At 70.9% G+C, this 17,346-nt stretch carries 11 protein-coding genes and 1 pseudogene; 7 read left to right on the top strand and 5 right to left on the bottom strand.

The genetic code is table 11. The features are described 5' to 3' along the window. The first annotated feature begins 47 nt into the window (after positions 1-47). Positions 48-1,367: a class I SAM-dependent RNA methyltransferase gene (locus ACFYRX_RS09200; RefSeq protein WP_389097709.1), complete on the top strand. Its 1,320-nt coding sequence runs from the start codon at positions 48-50 to the stop codon at positions 1,365-1,367. Between the two features lie 699 nt (positions 1,368-2,066). On the opposite strand, the gene ACFYRX_RS09205 is transcribed toward ACFYRX_RS09200, so the two are convergent. Beyond that, complete coding sequence (locus tag ACFYRX_RS09205) at positions 2,067-3,569, bottom strand: SulP family inorganic anion transporter (protein WP_389097710.1); 1,503 nt, start codon at positions 3,567-3,569, stop codon at positions 2,067-2,069. Positions 3,570-3,965: 396 nt separating this feature from the next. Here ACFYRX_RS09205 and ACFYRX_RS09210 point away from each other — a divergent pair, with 396 nt between their 5' ends. Continuing rightward, positions 3,966-4,379, top strand: coding sequence for a MerR family transcriptional regulator (locus ACFYRX_RS09210; RefSeq protein ID WP_389097711.1), 414 nt, complete (start codon positions 3,966-3,968; stop codon positions 4,377-4,379). A gap of 327 nt (positions 4,380-4,706) precedes the next feature. Here ACFYRX_RS09210 and ACFYRX_RS09215 read toward each other — a convergent pair. Together ACFYRX_RS09215 and ACFYRX_RS09220 are read right to left on the bottom strand one after the other, a co-directional pair. Next, positions 4,707-4,952 (bottom strand): annotated as a pseudogene (locus tag ACFYRX_RS09215) (MFS transporter); the annotation flags it as partial. Next, entirely contained in the window at positions 4,949-6,349 is a 1,401-nt protein-coding gene (locus tag ACFYRX_RS09220) for an NAD(P)-binding domain-containing protein (RefSeq protein WP_389097712.1), read from the bottom strand. The gene ACFYRX_RS09220 and the pseudogene ACFYRX_RS09215, both read right to left, overlap by 4 nt. Positions 6,350-6,664: 315 nt before the next feature. Between ACFYRX_RS09220 and ACFYRX_RS09225 the strand changes: the two genes are divergently transcribed. Then, a complete protein-coding gene (locus ACFYRX_RS09225) occupies positions 6,665-7,036 on the top strand; it encodes an ArsR/SmtB family transcription factor (RefSeq protein ID WP_389097713.1) in 372 nt (123 codons plus the stop codon). Positions 7,037-7,611: 575 nt separating this feature from the next. Further along, entirely contained in the window at positions 7,612-8,793 is a 1,182-nt protein-coding gene (locus ACFYRX_RS09230) for a pyridoxal phosphate-dependent aminotransferase (protein ID WP_389097714.1), read from the top strand. A 46-nt stretch (positions 8,794-8,839) separates the two neighbouring features. Here the strand turns inward: ACFYRX_RS09230 and katG are convergent, their stop codons facing one another. Both katG and ACFYRX_RS09240 read right to left on the bottom strand, forming a co-directional pair. Next, the gene (katG, locus tag ACFYRX_RS09235; protein ID WP_389097715.1) at positions 8,840-11,053 is read right to left on the bottom strand and encodes a catalase/peroxidase HPI; all 2,214 of its coding nucleotides are present in this window, start codon (positions 11,051-11,053) and stop codon (positions 8,840-8,842) included. Positions 11,054-11,077: 24 nt separating this feature from the next. Continuing rightward, on the bottom strand, positions 11,078-11,524 hold the full coding sequence (locus ACFYRX_RS09240; protein WP_389097716.1) for a Fur family transcriptional regulator: 447 nt from the start codon (positions 11,522-11,524) through the stop codon (positions 11,078-11,080). A gap of 179 nt (positions 11,525-11,703) precedes the next feature. Between ACFYRX_RS09240 and ACFYRX_RS09245 the strand changes: the two genes are divergently transcribed. From ACFYRX_RS09245 to ACFYRX_RS09255, 3 genes are read left to right on the top strand one after another with little or no spacing between them, the layout of a single operon-like run. Next, a complete protein-coding gene (locus tag ACFYRX_RS09245) occupies positions 11,704-15,933 on the top strand; it encodes a molybdopterin-dependent oxidoreductase (protein ID WP_389097717.1) in 4,230 nt (1,409 codons plus the stop codon). Positions 15,934-15,981: 48 nt separating this feature from the next. Continuing rightward, positions 15,982-16,560, top strand: coding sequence for a hypothetical protein (locus ACFYRX_RS09250; protein ID WP_389097718.1), 579 nt, complete (start codon positions 15,982-15,984; stop codon positions 16,558-16,560). A gap of 41 nt (positions 16,561-16,601) precedes the next feature. Next, positions 16,602-17,318 (top strand): YcnI family protein, encoded by a 717-nt coding sequence (locus ACFYRX_RS09255; protein WP_389097719.1) that lies wholly within the window; start codon positions 16,602-16,604, stop codon positions 17,316-17,318. Positions 17,319-17,346 lie beyond the last annotated feature (28 nt).

Genomic DNA, 17,346 nt, shown 5'->3' on the forward strand with positions numbered 1-17,346 from the left:
TCGTGTCCGGCCCTTTTTCCCCTTTGACGTTGTGGAGTCACCCCGCCATGCAGGCAGAACCGAAGAAATCGCTGGTGGGGGTCGACTACGAGGTCGAGGTGGGGCCCGTCGCCCACGGCGGGCACTGCATCGCCCGTACGGCCGACGGTCAGGTGCTGTTCGTCCGGCACGCGCTGCCCGGTGAGCGGATCGTGGCCCGGGTGACGGAGGGCGAGGAGGGCGCGCGGTTCCTGCGTGCCGACGCCGTGGAGATCCTGGAGGCCTCCAAGGACCGGATCCAGGCGCCTTGCCCCTACGCCGGACCCGGCCGCTGCGGCGGCTGCGACTGGCAGCACGCCAAGCCGGGCGCGCAGCGGCGCCTCAAGGGCGAGGTGGTCGCCGAGCAGCTGAAGCGGCTCGCGGGCCTCACCCCCGAGGAAGCCGGATGGGACGGCACCGTGATGCCGGCCGAGGGCGACAAGCTGCCCGCGGGCGAAGTGCCCGGCTGGCGCACGCGCGTGCAGTACGCGGTGGACGCCGACGGCAACGCCGGACTGCGCCGCCACCGTTCGCACGACGTCGAGCCGATCGAGCACTGCATGATCGCCGCGCCGGGCGTGAGCGAGCTGGGCATCGAGGAACGCGACTGGTCCGGGATGGCGTCGGTGGAGGCGATCGCCGCGACGGGCTCGCAGGACCGCATGGTCATCCTGGAGCCCCGCCCCGGCGCCCGCCTGCCCCTCGTCGAACTCGACAAGCCGGTCTCCGTCATGCGGGTCGAGGAGCATGACGGCGGCATCCACCGCGTCCACGGCCGCGCCTTCGTGCGCGAGCGGGCCGACGGCCGTACCCACCGGGTGGGCAGCGGCGGCTTCTGGCAGGTCCACCCGCAGGCGGCCGACACCCTGGTGAAGGCGGTCATGCAGGGCCTGCTGCCCCGCAAGGGCGACATGGCGCTCGACCTGTACTGCGGCGTGGGACTGTTCGCGGGGGCGCTGGCCGACCGCATCGGCGACCAGGGCGCGGTGCTCGGCATCGAGTCCGGCAAGCGCGCGGTCGAGGACGCCCGGCACAACCTCGCCGCCTTCGACCGCGTCCGCATCGAGCAGGGCAAGGTCGAGTCCGTCCTGCCGCGCACCGGCATCACCGAGGTCGACCTGATCGTCCTTGATCCGCCTCGGGCGGGCGCCGGCCGCAAGACGGTCGAGCACATGGCGTCGCTGGGCGCGCGCAAGATCGCGTACGTCGCCTGCGATCCGGCCGCGCTGGCTCGGGACCTGGGGTACTTCCGGGACGGGGGGTACCGGGTGCGGACGCTCAGGGTGTTCGATCTGTTTCCGATGACGCATCACATGGAGTGCGTGGCGATTCTGGAGCCCACCCGATAGGGCTTCCGACCTGGGGTTTACCGGGTCTGCTCCGTCCGTTCGACCTGTTTCGGCCTGCGCACGACGTGGGCCGAGTCGCTTGCTGAGCCGACGGTCCTGACCTGTGGTTTCCCTCCATGGTGAGGAGGATGGCGCCCGTCTGTCAGGGTGCCTGAAGGGGGCGTGGAGCATTCTTGACGCTCCGGCGACGCTCGTCCTGACGGGGCGTCATGACGGGATTCCGGGTCGATTGTGAGGCGGAAGGTGGCGATCACCTGTCGCCGGATGGACCTTCCTCGGGCCTGTGCTCGGTCGCTGGTGCCCCGCTGCGTGTCTCACCGGCCGTGCCATCCGGGCCCGCCACGACTCCGTCGTCCCGTGGGGGGCCTTCAGCGTCAGCGTCTTTGCCTGCGCCGGCCTTGGCTTCCTCGCCGGCGCCACGACCGTCCTCCACACACTTCAGCACCTCATCGACCCGGCTTGCGCGCGATGCTCAGCACCTACTCCACCTTCTCCTTCGAGAGCCTGCGCCTGGCCGAGGCCGACGCGAAGTACTCCGCCGGCCAAGGCCGTCGTCAGCGTTTCCGCCGGCCTGGGAGCAGCCGTCCTCGGCCGGGCATGGCCGGCTCCCTGCTCCGGTAACTGCCCACAGCAAGGGCGGTGGAAATGCGGAGGACCCCGGCTCGGCCGGGGTCCTCGGGATGCGGTGGGGGCTCGGGGTCAGTGGCTGGTGAGTTCGCCGGTGAGCTTGCCGTGGAGGCCGGCACTGAGGTCGTTCAGGCCGATGATCTTCACCGTCTTGCCTCGCTGCTTGTACTTGGTCTCGATGGCGTCGAGTGCGGCGACGGAGGAGGCGTCCCAGATATGGGCTTGGGAGAGGTCGATGATGACCTTGTCCGGGTCTCCGGCGTAGTCGAACTGGCCGACGAGGTCGTTGGAGGAGGCGAAGAACAGCTCGCCGGTCACGGAGTAGACCACGCTGGTGCCGTCCGGGTCCGTGACGGCGTTGACGCGGGCGAGGTGGGCGACGCGCTTGGCGAAGATGACCATCGCGGTGACAGAGCCGACGACGACGCCGATGGCGAGGTTGGAGGTGGCGACCACGCAGATCACCGTGATCACCATGACGGCGATCTCCCCTGCGGGCATGCGCTTGAGGGTCTTGGGGGCGATGGAGTGCCAGTCGAAGGTGGCGAAGGACACCATGACCATGACGGCGACGAGGGCGGCCATGGGGATGTCGGAGACGACCGGGCCGAAGACGATGCACAGCACCATCAGGAATGAGCCGGCGAGGAAGGTGGACAGGCGGGTACGGGCGCCGGAGACCTTCACGTTGATCATGGTCTGGCCGATCATGGCGCAGCCGCCCATGCCGCCGAAGAAGCCGGTGACAATGTTGGCGATGCCCTGACCGATGGACTCGCGGGTCTTGGAGGAGTGCGTGTCCGTGATGTCATCGACGAGCTTGGCGGTCATCAGCGACTCCATGAGGCCGACCAGAGCCATCGCGAACGCGTACGGCGCGATCGTCGTCAGCGTGTCCATCGTGTGCGGTACGTCCGGCAGACCGGGCACCGGCAGCGAGGACGGCAGCTCGCCCTTGTCGCCGACGGTCGGTACCGCGATCCCGGCCGCGACCGTGATGACGGTGAGGATGACGATGGAGACGAGCGGCGCCGGGATCACCTTGGTGATCTTCGGGAAGAACACCATGAGCGCCAGCCCGCCGGTGATCAGCGGGTACACGGCCCAGGGAACGTCGTGCATCTCCGGCACCTGCGCCATGAAGATCAGGATCGCGAGGGCGTTGACGAAGCCGACCATCACCGAGCGGGGAACGAACCGCATCAGCTTCGCGACCCCGAGCGCACCAAGGGCGACCTGGATGATCCCGGCGAGGATGACGGTGGCGACGAGGTAGCCGAAGCCGTGCTCGCGGTTGAGCGGTGCGATCACGAGCGCCACGGCGCCGGTCGCCGCGGAGATCATCGCGCGGCGGCCGCCCACGATCGAGATGACCACGGCCATGGTGAACGATGCGAACAGACCGACCGCCGGGTCGACGCCGGCGATGATCGAGAACGAGATCGCCTCGGGAATCAGGGCCAGGGCGACGACCAAGCCGGCCAACACCTCGGTGCGCCAGACCCTCGGATCGTTCAGCCAATCGGGGCGCAGGCCGCGCAGGCGCGCGGTGGGAGTCACAGCAGCAGAAGACAAGAGTTGCGTACCTGTCGTGCTCGGGCACACCCCCCCGGCAGGCCGGGGCGTGCAGGACGGACACGCAGGGGCCGGACGGCACCCCGCGGACGGCCCGCGGAGGGCCGGACGTCAAGGGGATGGTCGAAGCCGGGGCCTGGCGCGAAGCGCAGCCGGCTCACATCAGAGGCGAAGGGTCACGGCGGGCAGGCGGCGGCGATCGGCGTCGTGGGCTCGCGCACGCTCTCTCCTGCAGGAATCGGGATCTTCGCCGGGGGCACCATCGGCCCCGGAACGGCAGTGGTGAGGCAGACGGACTGCCCTCGCCAGCTTCAACTCTACCCTAACGTTAGAGTAGAGGTTGGTGGGGTCGCACGGGACGTGGCCCACCGTGACGGAGAGAGCGGGGAGACGGACGTGGACGACCGACACATGCAGATCGGGGAAGTCGCCGCACGGACGGAGCTGTCGCTGCGTACCATCCGGCACTACGAAGAAACCGGCCTGGTCATCCCCTCCGCCCGTTCCCAGGGCGGGTTCCGCCTCTACACGGAGACCGACGTCGCCCGGCTCATGGTCATCCGCCGTATGAAGCCACTGGGCTTCACCCTCGACCAGATGCGCGATCTCCTGGACGCCACCGACCGTCTCGACCGCGGCGAGGCCCTCGACAACGACGAGCGCGAAACCCTGCTCGGTCGCGTCCGGGTATACGAGCAGGCTGCGACGGAGCAGGTGGAGAAGCTACGTGTCCAGCTGACCCGCGCCGAGGACTTCGCCGCCACCCTGGGCGCCCGCCTGGAGCAGAACGTCCCCGCGGCCCGCCCGTGAGCCCGTGGCGCTGCACGTGGGCCGGCCTGGTCGGTGGCCCCCGACCAAGAGGCACTGCCGCTGGGCTGACCCCGCCGGGGATGACTGACGGTTCTCGCTTCCGCTCCGACTGACGAAATGCTTTCGGCCGACCCGGGGCGTCGTGGTCGATGCGCGGTTCGTCTCCTCGCTCCTGCATTCAGCGTCCGGACCGCCCCTTCCTCGCGTACCTCCATGACCGCCTGCCGGACTGCGCCCGCGCGGTTCTCGGAGGGGACGATCACCAACGACCAGTCGTGAGTCGACGACTGCGGGGCCGTCGCCCGGGTCGGCCGCGTACGGCCCCGGTAGCTGTCCGACGCGGATCCCGGGGAGGGCGGAGACGACGAGACCGAGAGAGAACGCCGCGGTGGTTGTCCCGGCCGGCCAGCCGGTCGCGGCGGTGATCTGCGGGTTGAGGACGGGGAAGGCGTAGTAGACGACGCCCCAGCTCACGATCTGCGTGACGCAGAGGGCGGGCAGGGCGGCGCGGGGCCGCGACCGGTCCCCTGTGCCGGTCGCGGCCCCGCGTGTGGGGGTGCCCAGGTCGGTCACGAGCCGCAGCAGCCGCCCGCGGGAGCCTCCTCGGCAACCGCCCCGGCCACGGCGGGGGCGGCGAGCTGGACGAGCTGCTGCGCGGGCGCGCAGCAACCGCCGACGTCGCCCTCCTGGGCGTCAGGGGTGTCGAACAGGCCGGCGCCGCCGCAGACTCCGGTCTCGGGCAGGGTGAGTTCCACGCGGTCGGCCGCGTCGAGGTCGCCGGCGATCGCCGCGGCGACGGAGCGGACCTGCTCGTAGCCGGTCATGGCCAGGAAGGTGGGGGCACGGCCGTAGGACTTCATCCCGACCAGGTACACGCCCTGCTCCGGGTGGGAGAGTTCGCGGTGGCCGTGCGGGTAGACGGTGCCGCAGGAGTGCTGGTTGGGGTCGATCAGCGGAGCCAGCGCGACCGGCGCCTGGAGACGCTCGTCGAGGCCCAGGCGCAACTCGTCCAGGAAGGACAGGTCGGGGCGGAAGCCGGTCAGGACGATCACCTCGTCGACCGCGTCCAGGCGGCGGCCGTCCTCGCCGACCAGAATCAGGCGGCCGTCGGTGTCGCGCTCGATGGCCTCGGTGCGGAAGCCGGTGACCGCGTCCGCGTGACCGGCGTCGACGGCGGCCTTCGCCGCCAGTCCCAGGGCCCCGCGTGCCGGCAGCTGGTCTGCCTCCCCGCCACCGAAGGTCGAGCCCGAGATGCCCCGGCGCACGATCCATACGCCCTTCGTCCCGGCGCCGTCGCCGGATTCGGCGAGGTCGGCCAGGTAGGCGAGGGCGGTGAACGCGGAGGCGCCGGAGCCGATGACGGCAGTGCGCTTGCCGGCATACCGGGCGCGGACGGCCGGGTCCTTGAGATCCGGGACGCGGTAGGTGACCCGGTCCGCGGCGGCCTTTTCGCCGAGCGCGGGCAGTCCGCTGCCGCCTGCAGGGCTCGGTGTGGTCCAGGTGCCGGAGGCGTCGATGACCGCGCGGGCGAAGAGCCGCTCCTCACGGCCGTCGGCGTGGGCGACGTGAACGACGAACGGCTGCTGCTCGCGGTCGGCGTCCACGATGCGGTCGCGGCCGGCCCGGGAGACGCCGGTGACGGTGGCGCCGGTGTGGACGCGGTCGCCCAAGACGTCGGCGAGCGGCCGCAGGTACAGCTCGGTCCAGTCACCGCCGGACAGGTAGGCGGCCGGGTCCGGCCGCGTCCAGCCGGTGGGAGCCAGGAGCTTCTCGGCGGCCGGGTCGACGACCTCACCCCAGGTGGAGAACAGGCGCACGTGCGACCACTCACGCACCGCGGCGCCGGCACTCTGGCCGGTTTCCAGGACCAGGGGCTCAATGCCCTGGTCGATCAGGTGGGCGGCGGCTGCCAGACCGGCAGGACCGGCCCCGATCACGACGACGGGCAGCTTGGTGGCGGGCGCGTTCACGGCGACTCCTTGCATGTTTCGACATCCGTCGATGGCTTGCGCGGCCCAGCATGGCATCTGTATTGATAGACGTCAACATAGATGAATATCAAAGTCGAGAAGGGGGGTCTGTTGATGGATTGCACCGCGAGGGCCTGGCCACCGATGTGCCGGGGCCGGCGTTGGTCGGACTGCAGTGGCGGCGCAGCTTGTCGTCGAACTCGCTGCGCGGGGTCGGCCGGGACGCGGAGCGGATCGCCCGGCGCATGACCGTTCACCTCGCGGGTCGGTGACGGGCCCTCCCCGCGCTGCTTCGACGTGTGTCAACATAGACGCATGTCGAATGCGAACGTGCTGCCGCTGCTCGAAGCCGACGGCCAGGGTGTGGCGCCGTGCTGCCCGCCGCTGGCCGAGCGTCCGATGACCGCCGCGGAGGCCGAGACGGCCGCGCGGATGTTCAAGGCGCTTGGCGACCCGGTCCGCCTGCGGCTGTTCTCCGCCGTGGCCTCGCACGAGGGCGGGGAGGCGTGCGTGTGCGACATCTCCGATGTCGGTGTGTCCCAGCCGACCGTCTCCCATCACCTGAAGAAGCTGAAGGAGGCCGGGCTGCTGAGCTCCGAGCGGCGCGGCACCTGGGTGTACTACCGGGTCGAGCCGTCGGTGCTCGCGGCGATGGGCAAGCTGCTGACCCTGCCGGCCGCCGCCTGACGACCGGGGGACAGAGGGAGGGGGGCGAGCGGGACGCGTCCGCGGACGTGGTCGAGCGTCGCAGTCCCGCCATCATCGTGTGACGCTCATTTGGCGCTCAGTCCGCGGTACCGCTCGGCACCCGAGGACCCACACATGACTCCGTGGCCTCGCCCGAGTGGGTCGGCGACGGAGCGATGTGCACGGGCCCGGCCTACGTGGTGCTGCTTGGTCAGGCGCTCCAGCACGTCCTCGCCGTACACCCCGAAGGTGCGCGGCCGGCGGGCGAGAGACAGGGCGACGTCGCGAGGCCCGTGACGCCGCCCGCGCGATCGCACAGCTGTTGTGACAGTCAGGTCGCGGCCCAGAAGCCCAGCGCACAGAGGTCGAAAACTCTTGCTGACCATCAATGACGCGGATGCCGATCCACCGCCCGCGTTCTGCGTACAGCCCGGAACGGCACGAACCGCCTCACGAACGCCGTCGGGCCTCCCCATGACATCTTTGCCCTGGCGCACGACGTGGAGTGCGTGACGATTCTGGAGCCGTCCAATCTCCGGAGCCGTCCAGCGAGCAGCCCCCGGGAGGCCGGCCGCATGAGGATTTCGCAGCGCGCCCAGTCCGTCGCGCCGTTCTACGCCATGGAGTTCGGCAAGCACGCCGCGGCGCTGGAGGCCGAGGGGCGGCATGTCGTCAAGCTCAGTCTCGGGGAACCGGACTTCGGGGCGCCGCCGGCGGTGCTGGACGCGATGCGGGACGTCGTGGGCAGCAGGCCGATGAGCTACACCGGGGCGCTCGGCCTGCCCGAGCTGCGGCAGGCGATCACGCGGTTCTACGGTGAGCAGCACGGCGTCGACATGGATCCCGGCCGGGTCGTCGTGACCGCCGGGGCCTCGGCCGCGCTGGTGCTGGGCGCCGCCGCCCTGGTGGATCCCGGCGACGAGGTGCTCATCGCCGACCCCTCGTATCCCTGCAACCGGCAGATCGCCGAGAGCTTCGGCGCGCGGGTCACGCTCGTGCCCACGTCGGCCGCGTCCCGGTACCAGTTGGACGCCGGTTCCGTGCGGTCGTACTGGACGGACCGCACCCGCGGGATCATGGTCGCCAGTCCGTCGAACCCGACCGGCACCTCGGTGCCGGCCGACGAGCTCGCGGCGATCTGCGGCCTCGCCCGGGAGCGGGACGCCTGGCGGATCGTCGACGAGATCTACCTCGACCTCGGCGACCACGACGAGCACGGGCGGCCGCCGCGCAGTGTGCTGTCGTACGACGAGGACGCCGTCGTCATCAACAGCTTCTCGAAGTACTTCGGGATGACCGGCTGGCGGCTCGGCTGGTGTGTGGTGCCCGAGGTGCTGGTGCCGCCGATGGAGCGGCTCGCCCAGAACTACATGATCTGTGCCTCGACTCCCGCCCAGTACGCCGCGCTCGCGTGTTTCACGCCCGAATCGCTGGCCGTGTGCGAGGAGCGGCGGGCCGAGTTCGGGCGGCGGCGGGCGCTGGTCCTCGACGGGCTCGCACAGATCGGACTGCCGGTGCCCGTGCCGCCCGACGGGGCGTTCTACGTCTACTTCGACGTCAGCGGCACCGGGCTCACCTCGTGGGAGTTCTGCGGGCGGGCGCTGCGGGAGGCGCATGTCGCGCTCACCCCGGGGCGGGACTTCGGGGTGAGTACCGCCGACACGCATGTACGGCTGTCGTACGCGGCCTCCGCCGACGAGCTGCGCGAGGGGATCGCGCGGCTCGGGAAGTTCGTCGACACGCTCGCCCGGACATGACACAGGGGCCGGTCCAGATGGGCCGGCCCCTGTGTCGTTCAGGCGATCAGACCAGGTCGAAGCGGTCCAGGTTCGAGACCTTGACCCACGCGTCGACGAAGTCCTTCACGAACTTCTCCTTGGCGTCGTCGCTCGCGTAGACCTCCGCGATGGCGCGCAGTTCGGAGTTGGAGCCGAAGACCAGGTCGGCCCGGGTGCCGGTCCACTTCAGCTTGCCGGTGTCCGCGTCGCGGCCCTCGAAGGTGGTCTGGTCCTCGGAGGTCGACTTCCACTCCGTGCCCAGGTCGAGCAGGTTGACGAAGAAGTCGTTGGTCAGCGCGCCCGGGGTGGCGGTGAAGACGCCGTGCGCCGAGCCGCCCTGGTTGGCGCCCAGGACACGCAGGCCGCCGACGAGGACGGTCAGCTCGGGGGCGCTCAGGGTGAGCAGGTTGGCGCGGTCGAGCAGCAGGTACTCGGCCGGCAGGCGGTTGCCCTTGCCCAGGTAGTTGCGGAAGCCGTCGGCGACCGGCTCCAGCGCGGCGAACGACTCCGGGTCGGTGTGCTCCTCGGTCGCGTCCACACGGCCCGGCGTGAAGGGGACGTCCACGTCGTAGCCGGCGTCCTTGGCGGCCTTCTCGACCGCGGCGGCACCGCCGAGGACGATCAGGTCGGCCAGGGAGACCTTCTTGGCGCCGGAGTTGAACTCCGACTGGACGCCCTCCAGGACCCGCAGGACCTGCGAGAGCTGCTCGGGGTCGTTGGCCTCCCAGCCGCGCTGCGGCTCGAGGCGGATACGGGCGCCGTTGGCACCGCCGCGCTTGTCGCTGCCACGGAAGGTGGACGCCGACGCCCACGCGGTGGACACCAGCTGCGAGACGGTCAGGCCGGTGGCGAGGAGCTTGGCCTTGAGGGCCGTGACGTCGGCGGCGTCGATGGTCTCGCCCTCCGCCTGCGGCAGCGGGTCCTGCCACAGCAGCGTCTCCGCCGGGACCTCCGGGCCGAGGTACAGGGACTTCGGGCCCAGGTCACGGTGGGTCAGCTTGTACCAGGCGCGGGCGAAGGCGTCCGCGAACTCGGCCGGGTTCTCGTGGAAGCGCTTGGAGATCTCGCCGTAGATCGGGTCGAAGCGCAGCGAGAGGTCGGTGGTGAGCATCGTGGGCAGCTTCTTGGAGTCGCTGTGGGCGTCGGGGATGATCGCCTCGGCGTCCTTGGCCACCCACTGGTTGGCGCCGGCGGGGCTCTGGGTGAGCTCCCACTCGTAGCCGAAGAGGATGTCGAAGAAGTCGTTGCTCCACTGGGTGGGCTTGGTGGTCCAGGTGACCTCGAGACCGGAGGTGATGGCGTCGCCGCCCTTGCCGGTGCCGTAGGTGGACTTCCAGCCCAGGCCCTGGTCCTCGATCGAGGCGGCCTCGGGGTCGTTGCCGACCGCGTCGGCCGGGCCGGCGCCGTGGGTCTTGCCGAAGGTGTGGCCACCGGCGATGAGGGCGACGGTCTCCTCGTCGTTCATCGCCATACGGCGGAACGTCTCGCGGATGTCGCGGGCCGCGGCCAGCGGGTCCGGGTTGCCGTTGGGGCCCTCCGGGTTGACGTAGATGAGGCCCATCTGCACGGCACCGAGCGGGTTCTCCAGCTCACGGTCGCCGGTGTAGCGCTGGTCGTCGAGCCAGGTGGTCTCGGGACCCCAGTACACGTCCTCGTCGGCCTCCCAGACGTCGGCACGGCCGCCGGCGAAGCCGAAGGTCGTAAAGCCCATCGTCTCCAGGGCCACGTTGCCCGTGAGGATCATGAGGTCGGCCCAGGAGATGGACTGGCCGTACTTCTTCTTGACCGGCCACAGCAGACGGCGGGCCTTGTCCAGGTTGCCGTTGTCCGGCCAGCTGTTCAGCGGCGCGAAGCGCTGCTGGCCACGGCCGCCACCGCCGCGGCCGTCGCTGATGCGGTAGGTGCCGGCGCTGTGCCAGGCCATCCGGACCATCAGCGGGCCGTAGTTGCCGAAGTCCGCGGGCCACCAGTCCTGCGAGGTGGTCAGCACCTCGGCGATGTCCAGCTTCACGGCCGCCAGGTCGAGGTTCTGGAACGCCTCGGCGTAGTCGAAGGACTCACCGAGCGGGTTCGCGACGACCGGGTCCTTGGCGAGGATCTTCAGGTTCAGGCGCTCCGGCCACCACTGGCGGTTGCCCCCGCCCTGGGTGGGGTGCGCGGCGCGCGTGTGCGCGACCGGGCAGCCACCGGTGCCGTCGGTCTTGGCGTCGGTGACGATTGCGTCGGGGTTCTCAGACATGGGGGTCCTTCCGAACGGGGTGGATCAGGGTGCTGACGTAAGGGCTTGCGGGGTGCAGTCGGGGCACAGGCCCCAGTAGATGACCTCGGCCTCGTCGATGGAGAAGCCGCGGTCGTCCGAAGCTGTGAGACAGGGCGCGTGACCGACGGCACAGTCGACGTCGACGACGGCCCCGCACGACCGGCAGACCAGGTGATGGTGGTTGTCACCGACCCGCCCCTCGAACCGGGCCGGGCTGCCCGGCGGCTCGATACGGCGGACGAGATTCGCCGCGGTGAGCGAGTGCAGGGCCTCGTACACGGCCTGGAGGGATATGTGGCCGAGACGGTCGCGCACTCCCGTGGCGATCGCGTCGGCCGGGAGGTGGTCACCGGCCCGAACGGTCTCGAGCAGTGCGACGCGCGCGGCCGTCACCCGCAGGCCGGCACCGCGCAGCTCGTCTGCGGTGTTCGGAGGCTGGGGAGCGGTCATGCGCCCAACCTACCCCCACAAACACGAATGGTTCAAGAAATGGAACTGTTCCAAGTCTGTGTCGGGTCGGATCGGGCGTGACCTGGGGCAGCGAGGGGCCCGGATACGCTCACAACCGTCTCCTGTTCCGTGTGCGGGCGGTGTAACTCCTGATGAACGGCTTGGGAGACCTCCGTGTAATGGGCAGTTCGTACCGTCGACGGAGATCGAACTGTCGAGGTACAGGAGGCGTGCCGGTGGTGCGGACGGTGTGCTCGTACTGCGGTGTGGGCTGCGGCATGGTCCTCGACATCGGCATGGGCCCGGACGGGCGGCGTACGGTCCTCAAGGCGTCCGGCGACAAGGAGCACCCCGCCAACTTCGGCAAGCTGTGCACCAAGGGCGCGACCACCGCCGACATGCTCTCCGCACCCGGCCGCCTCACTACGGCCCTGGTGCGGCCCGAGCGCGGCGAGGAACCGGTGCCTGAGGCCGTCGGCACCGCGATCACCGGGACGGCCCGGCGGCTGCGCGCGATCATCGACGAGCACGGTCCCGACGCGGTCGCCTTCTACGTCTCCGGGCAGATGAGCCTCGAAGCCCAGTACCTGGCGAACAAGCTCGCCAAGGGGTTCGTGCGCACCAACCAGATCGAGTCGAACTCCCGGCTGTGCATGGCCAGCGCCGGCACCGGCTACAAGCTGTCGCTCGGCGCGGACGGTCCGCCCGGCTCCTACCAGGACTTCGACAAGGCCGACCTCTTCTTCGTCATCGGCTCCAACATGGCCGACTGCCACCCCATCCTCTTCCTGCGGATGATGGAACGGGTGAAGTCGGCGGGCGCCAAGGTGATCGTCGTGGACCCGCGGCGCACCGCCACCGCGGCCAAGGCCGATCTGTTCCTGCAGATCAAGCCGGGGGCCGATCTCGCGCTGCTGAACGGGCTGCTGCACCTGCTGCACGCGGACGGCCGCATCGACCCCGAGTTCATCGCCGCCCACACCGAGGGCTGGGAGGCGATGCCCGAGTTCCTCGCCGACTACACGCCCGCCGCCGTGGCCGAGATGACGGGCCTGGCCGAGGACGACATCCGGGAGGCCGCGCGGCTCATTGGATCAGCCAGTGAGTGGATGAGCCTGTGGACCATGGGGCTCAACCAGTCCACGCACGGCACCTGGAACACCAACGCCCTGGTCAACCTGCACCTCGCCACCGGCACCATCTGCCGCCCCGGCAGCGGCCCGTTCTCCCTCACCGGTCAGCCCAACGCCATGGGCGGCCGCGAGATGGGCTACATGGGCCCGGGCCTGCCCGGCCAGCGGTCCGTCCTCGTCGACGACGAGCGGGCCTTCGTAGAGGACCTGTGGGAGCTGCCGCCGGACACCCTGCGCGCCGACGGCGTCGGCAAGGGCACCGTCGAGATGTTCCGGAAGATGGCCGACGGCGAGATCAAGGCCTGCTGGATCGTCTGCACCAACCCGGTCGCCTCCGTGGCGGGCCGCCGCACCGTCATCGAGGGCCTGGAGGCCGCCGAGTTCGTCGTCACCCAGGACGTCTTCGCCGACACCGAGACCAACGCGTACGCCGACGTCGTGCTGCCCGGCGCGCTGTGGACGGAGGGCGAGGGCGTCTTCGTCAACAGCGAACGCAACCTCACGCTGACCCAGGCGGTGGCCGACCCGCCCGGCGAGGCGATGGCGGACTGGCGGATCATCGCGGCCGTCGCCCGCGAGATGGGGTACGAGAAGGGGTTCTCGTACGACAGCGCCGAGGACGTGTTCGAGGAGATCAAGCAGGCCTGGAACCCGAAGACGGGCTGGGACCTGCGCGGGATCTCGTACGACCGGCTCCGCGCGACGCCGGTGCAGTGGCCGGCCGCGAGCGAGGACGGGCCCGACCGCAACCCGATCCGGTACGTGGGGGAGGACGGTTCGCTCAGGTTCCCCACCGCGAGCGGGCGGGGCGTCTTCTACGCCCGGCCGCACATCCCGCCGGCCGAGATGCCGGACGACGACTATCCCTTCGTCCTGAACACCGGGCGGCTCCAGCACCAGTGGCACACGCTGACCAAGACGGCGAAGGTGGCGAAGCTCAACAAGCTGAACCCCGGGCCCTTCGTGGAACTGCATCCGCAGGACGCCGACCGGCTGGGGATCGCGGAGGGGGACTCCGTGGAGGTGGCGTCCCGGCGCGGACGGGCCGTGCTGCCCGCCGTCGTGACGGACCGGGTGCGGCCGGGGTGCTGCTTCGCGCCCTTCCACTGGAACGACCTCTTCGGGGAGTACCTGAGCGTCAACGCGGTGACGAACGACGCGGTGGATCCGCTGTCGTTCCAGCCGGAGTTCAAGGTGTGCGCGGTGTCGCTGACGAAGGTGCCGACGCCGGTGACGGTACGGACGCCGGTGACGGCACCGGCGGTGGCCACTGCGGCGGTGGGCGGGGCGGCCTCTGTGGTGCCGCCTCCGGTCGCCGATTCGGCTGCCTCTGTCGCCTCTGCCGCCGCGGGCGTGTTCGGGCTCGCGCCCGCCCCACCGCCCGTCCTCAGCGCGCAGGAGCGCCAGTACCTGGTCGGTTTCCTCGCCGGGGTCCCGGCCGGTGCGCCCGGAGTGCCGGTACTGCCTCCCGACGCCCCGTTCAGCCCCGAACACGCCCTGTGGGTGAACGGCACACTCGCCGGGATGTACTCACGGGCGGCCGCCACACAGGCCCCCGCCACACAGCCGTCGGTCGCACAGTCCGCGGTCAGCGTTCTGCGTCGTGAGGTCGTCATCCTGTGGGCCTCGCAGACCGGCAACGCCGAGGAGTTCGCCGCCGCCACCGCGGATCGGCTCAGCACCGTCGGCCACAGCACGTCCCTGGTCGGCATGGACCAGGCCGACCTCGGCGCGCTGCCGCCCGGCGCCGACCTGCTGCTGATCACCAGCACCTTCGGGGACGGCGACGCCCCCGACAACGGCAGCGGCTTCTGGGACACCCTGGCCGACCCCGGCACACCCCGCCTGGAGGGACGGCGGTACGCGGTACTGGCCTTCGGCGACTCGTCGTACGGCGACTTCTGCGGGCACGGCCGACGTCTCGACCAGCGGCTCGACGAGCTGGGCGCGCTGCGGCTGGCCCCCCGCACCGACTGCGAGCCGGACTTCGAGGACGCGGCACACGGGTGGCTGGACGAGGTCCTGACGGCGCTGTCCGGTACTCCGGCCGCCGACGCCGACGCCGACGCCGTGACCCCGGCCCTGCTCCAGGCGACCCCGGCCCCGGCCCCCACCGCGATCCAGGCAGCCCCCGTCGCGGCCCCCCGTGCGAAGAAGCCCGCCCCCGTCCTCGCCCGCCTCACCGGCAACCGCCTCCTGAGCCTGCCGGGCGCCGGCAAGGAGGTCCGCAGGTTCACCTTCGACACCCGGGACAGCGAGACCCCCCTGCTGTACGAGGCGGGCGACGCCCTCGGCATCCGGCCGCTCAACTCCGCGGCCCTGGTCGAGGAGTGGCTGGCGGTCACCGGCCTGGACGCCGGGGCCGTGGTCGACGTGAACGGCGTCGGCGAGGTCCCCGTCGCCGAGGCGTTCCTGCGCCACCTCGACCTCACCAGAATCACCCCGGGCCTGCTCCGCTTCGTCGCCGAACACACCCGTGACCCGCGGGAGTTGAAGAAACTCCTGCGCCCGGACAACAAGGACGAGCTCGCCAAGTGGGGCTGGGGCAGGCAGGCCGTGGACGTGATCACGGAGTACGGCGTGACGGCCGCCCCGCAGGACTGGGCGAAGACCCTCGGGCGCCTGCAGCCGCGGCTCTACTCCATATCGTCCAGCCCGCTCACCGACCCGCACCTCGTCTCCCTGACCGTGTCCGTCGTGCGCTACGAGAACCTGCACGGCAGGCCCCGCCACGGGGTCTGCTCGCCCTTCCTCGCCGACGCCGCCGCGGACACCCCGGTACCGGTCCACGTCCAGCGCTCCCCGCACTTCCGCCCGCCCGCCGACTCCGCCACGCCCATGATCATGGTCGGCCCCGGCACAGGGGTCGCCCCCTTCGTCGGTTTCCTGGAGCAGCGCCGCGCCCTCGGTCACCGCGGCCCGAACTGGCTGTTCTTCGGCGAACAGCACAGGGCGACCGACTTCTACTACGAGGACGAGCTGACCGGCTTCCTCGCCGACGGCACTCTCGCCCGTCTGGACACCGCGTTCTCCCGCGACCAGCGCGCCAAGGTCTACGTCCAGGACCGGATGCGGGAACACGGCCCGCTGCTGTGGTCGTGGCTCCAGGACGGCGCGCATTTCTACGTGTGCGGCGACGCCTCCCGTATGGCGAAGGACGTCGACCAGGTGCTCAGGGACATCGCGGCCCTGCACGGCGGCATGGACCAGGCGGGTGCGGCGGCCTATGTGAAGCAACTCGCCACCGAGAAGCGCTATGTGCGTGACATCTACTGACCGAACCGGTGGGCGGGGTCCCACCCACACGTGGGAGTATCTGTCGCCATGAGGGCGTCCTCTGCGGTCCGGAGCCTGCGCGCGGCGCTGTTCGCCGCGCTCTGCGTGCTGCTGGCCGCAGGGGGACACACACTGGCGACCGGGATGGCGCCGCCGGTGTGGGCGCAGGCCGCCGGATTCGTGCCGGTGTTCGCGGCCGGCTGGCTGCTCGGCGGCCGGGAGCGGTCGCTCGGTGCCATCGGCGGGGCGACCCTCACCTCCCAGGGCGGACTGCACCTGGCCTTCGGCGCGGCACGACCGCACACGGTGATGGTCATGCACGGCATGCGCATGTCCCACTCGCACGTGCACGCCCTGACTCCGCACGCCACCGCGGCCCACGTCTTCGCCGCCGTCCTGCTGACCTGGTGGCTGCGGCGCGGCGAGGCCGCCCTGTGGTCGCTCCTGCGCCGGACCGGCGCCCTCGTCCCCGGACTCGCGGCCTGGTGGCGCGGGTACGGCGAACCCCTCGCACCGGGCTTCGTGCGGCCGGTCACCGAGCAGAGCCCCCAGACACTGCGCCGTCTCCTGCTGCGGCACTCGGTCCACCGACGCGGACCGCCCACCTGGATCCCGTACCCGACCTGACCCCTACACCCCCTTTTCCTCGGTACGGAGATCCCTCACCCATGTCCTCAGCACACACCCTCCTGCGCCGCGCCGGCCTCGGCAGCGCGCTCGCCGCCGCCACCGTCCTCACCGCCGCCGGCGTCGCCTCCGCCCACGTCACCGTCCACCCCGACAGCTACGCCAAGGGCGCCACCGACGGCGTGCTGACCTTCCGCGTGCCCAACGAGAGCGACACCGCGAGCACCACGAAGGTCCAGCTGTTCCTGCCCACCGACCACCCCCTGCTCGGCGCGCTCGTCTCCCCGCACGACGACTGGACCGCCAAGGTCACCGACACCAAGCTCAAGACGCCGGTCAAGACCGACGACGGCACGATCACCGACGCGGTCTCCGAGATCACCTGGACCGGCGGGAAGATCGCCCCCGGCCACTACGAGGACTTCGACGTCGCCTTCGGCCAACTGCCCGACGACACCGCCCAACTGACCTTCAAGACCCTCCAGACCTACTCCGACGGCAAGGTCGTGCGCTGGATCGAGGAGGCAGCCAAGGGCGACGACGAGCCGGAGAACCCGGCTCCGGTCCTCAAGCTGACGGCGGCCGACACCACGTCCGCCACCACCTCCGAGACGGCGTCGAAGACCTCGGTCACCACCACGAAGGCGTCGGCGAGCGACTCCACCGCGCGCGGCCTCGGCATCGCCGGACTGGTCGTCGGCGTGCTCGGCCTCGCGGCCGGGGCCTTCGCCGTCGTACGGAGCCGCCGTACGCAGTGAGGAAGTAGCTGTGGATTTCCGTACCCAC

Source organism: Streptomyces sp. NPDC005374 (assembly GCF_042872225.1).
In the GTDB taxonomy this organism is placed as follows: Bacteria; Actinomycetota; Actinomycetes; order Streptomycetales; family Streptomycetaceae; genus Streptomyces.

What these genes read in the sequence shown, in the direction of transcription:
- ACFYRX_RS09200 (WP_389097709.1), top strand. Translation starts at nt 48, where the DNA reads ATGCAGGCAGAACCGAAGAAATCGCTGGTGGGGGTCGACTACGAGGTC.
- ACFYRX_RS09225 (WP_389097713.1), top strand. Translation starts at nt 6,665, where the DNA reads ATGTCGAATGCGAACGTGCTGCCGCTGCTCGAAGCCGACGGCCAGGGT.
- ACFYRX_RS09230 (WP_389097714.1), top strand. Translation starts at nt 7,612, where the DNA reads ATGAGGATTTCGCAGCGCGCCCAGTCCGTCGCGCCGTTCTACGCCATG.
- katG (WP_389097715.1), bottom strand. Translation starts at nt 11,053, where the DNA reads ATGTCTGAGAACCCCGACGCAATCGTCACCGACGCCAAGACCGACGGC.
- ACFYRX_RS09240 (WP_389097716.1), bottom strand. Translation starts at nt 11,524, where the DNA reads ATGACCGCTCCCCAGCCTCCGAACACCGCAGACGAGCTGCGCGGTGCC.
- ACFYRX_RS09245 (WP_389097717.1), top strand. Translation starts at nt 11,704, where the DNA reads ATGGGCAGTTCGTACCGTCGACGGAGATCGAACTGTCGAGGTACAGGA.
- ACFYRX_RS09250 (WP_389097718.1), top strand. Translation starts at nt 15,982, where the DNA reads ATGAGGGCGTCCTCTGCGGTCCGGAGCCTGCGCGCGGCGCTGTTCGCC.
- ACFYRX_RS09255 (WP_389097719.1), top strand. Translation starts at nt 16,602, where the DNA reads ATGTCCTCAGCACACACCCTCCTGCGCCGCGCCGGCCTCGGCAGCGCG.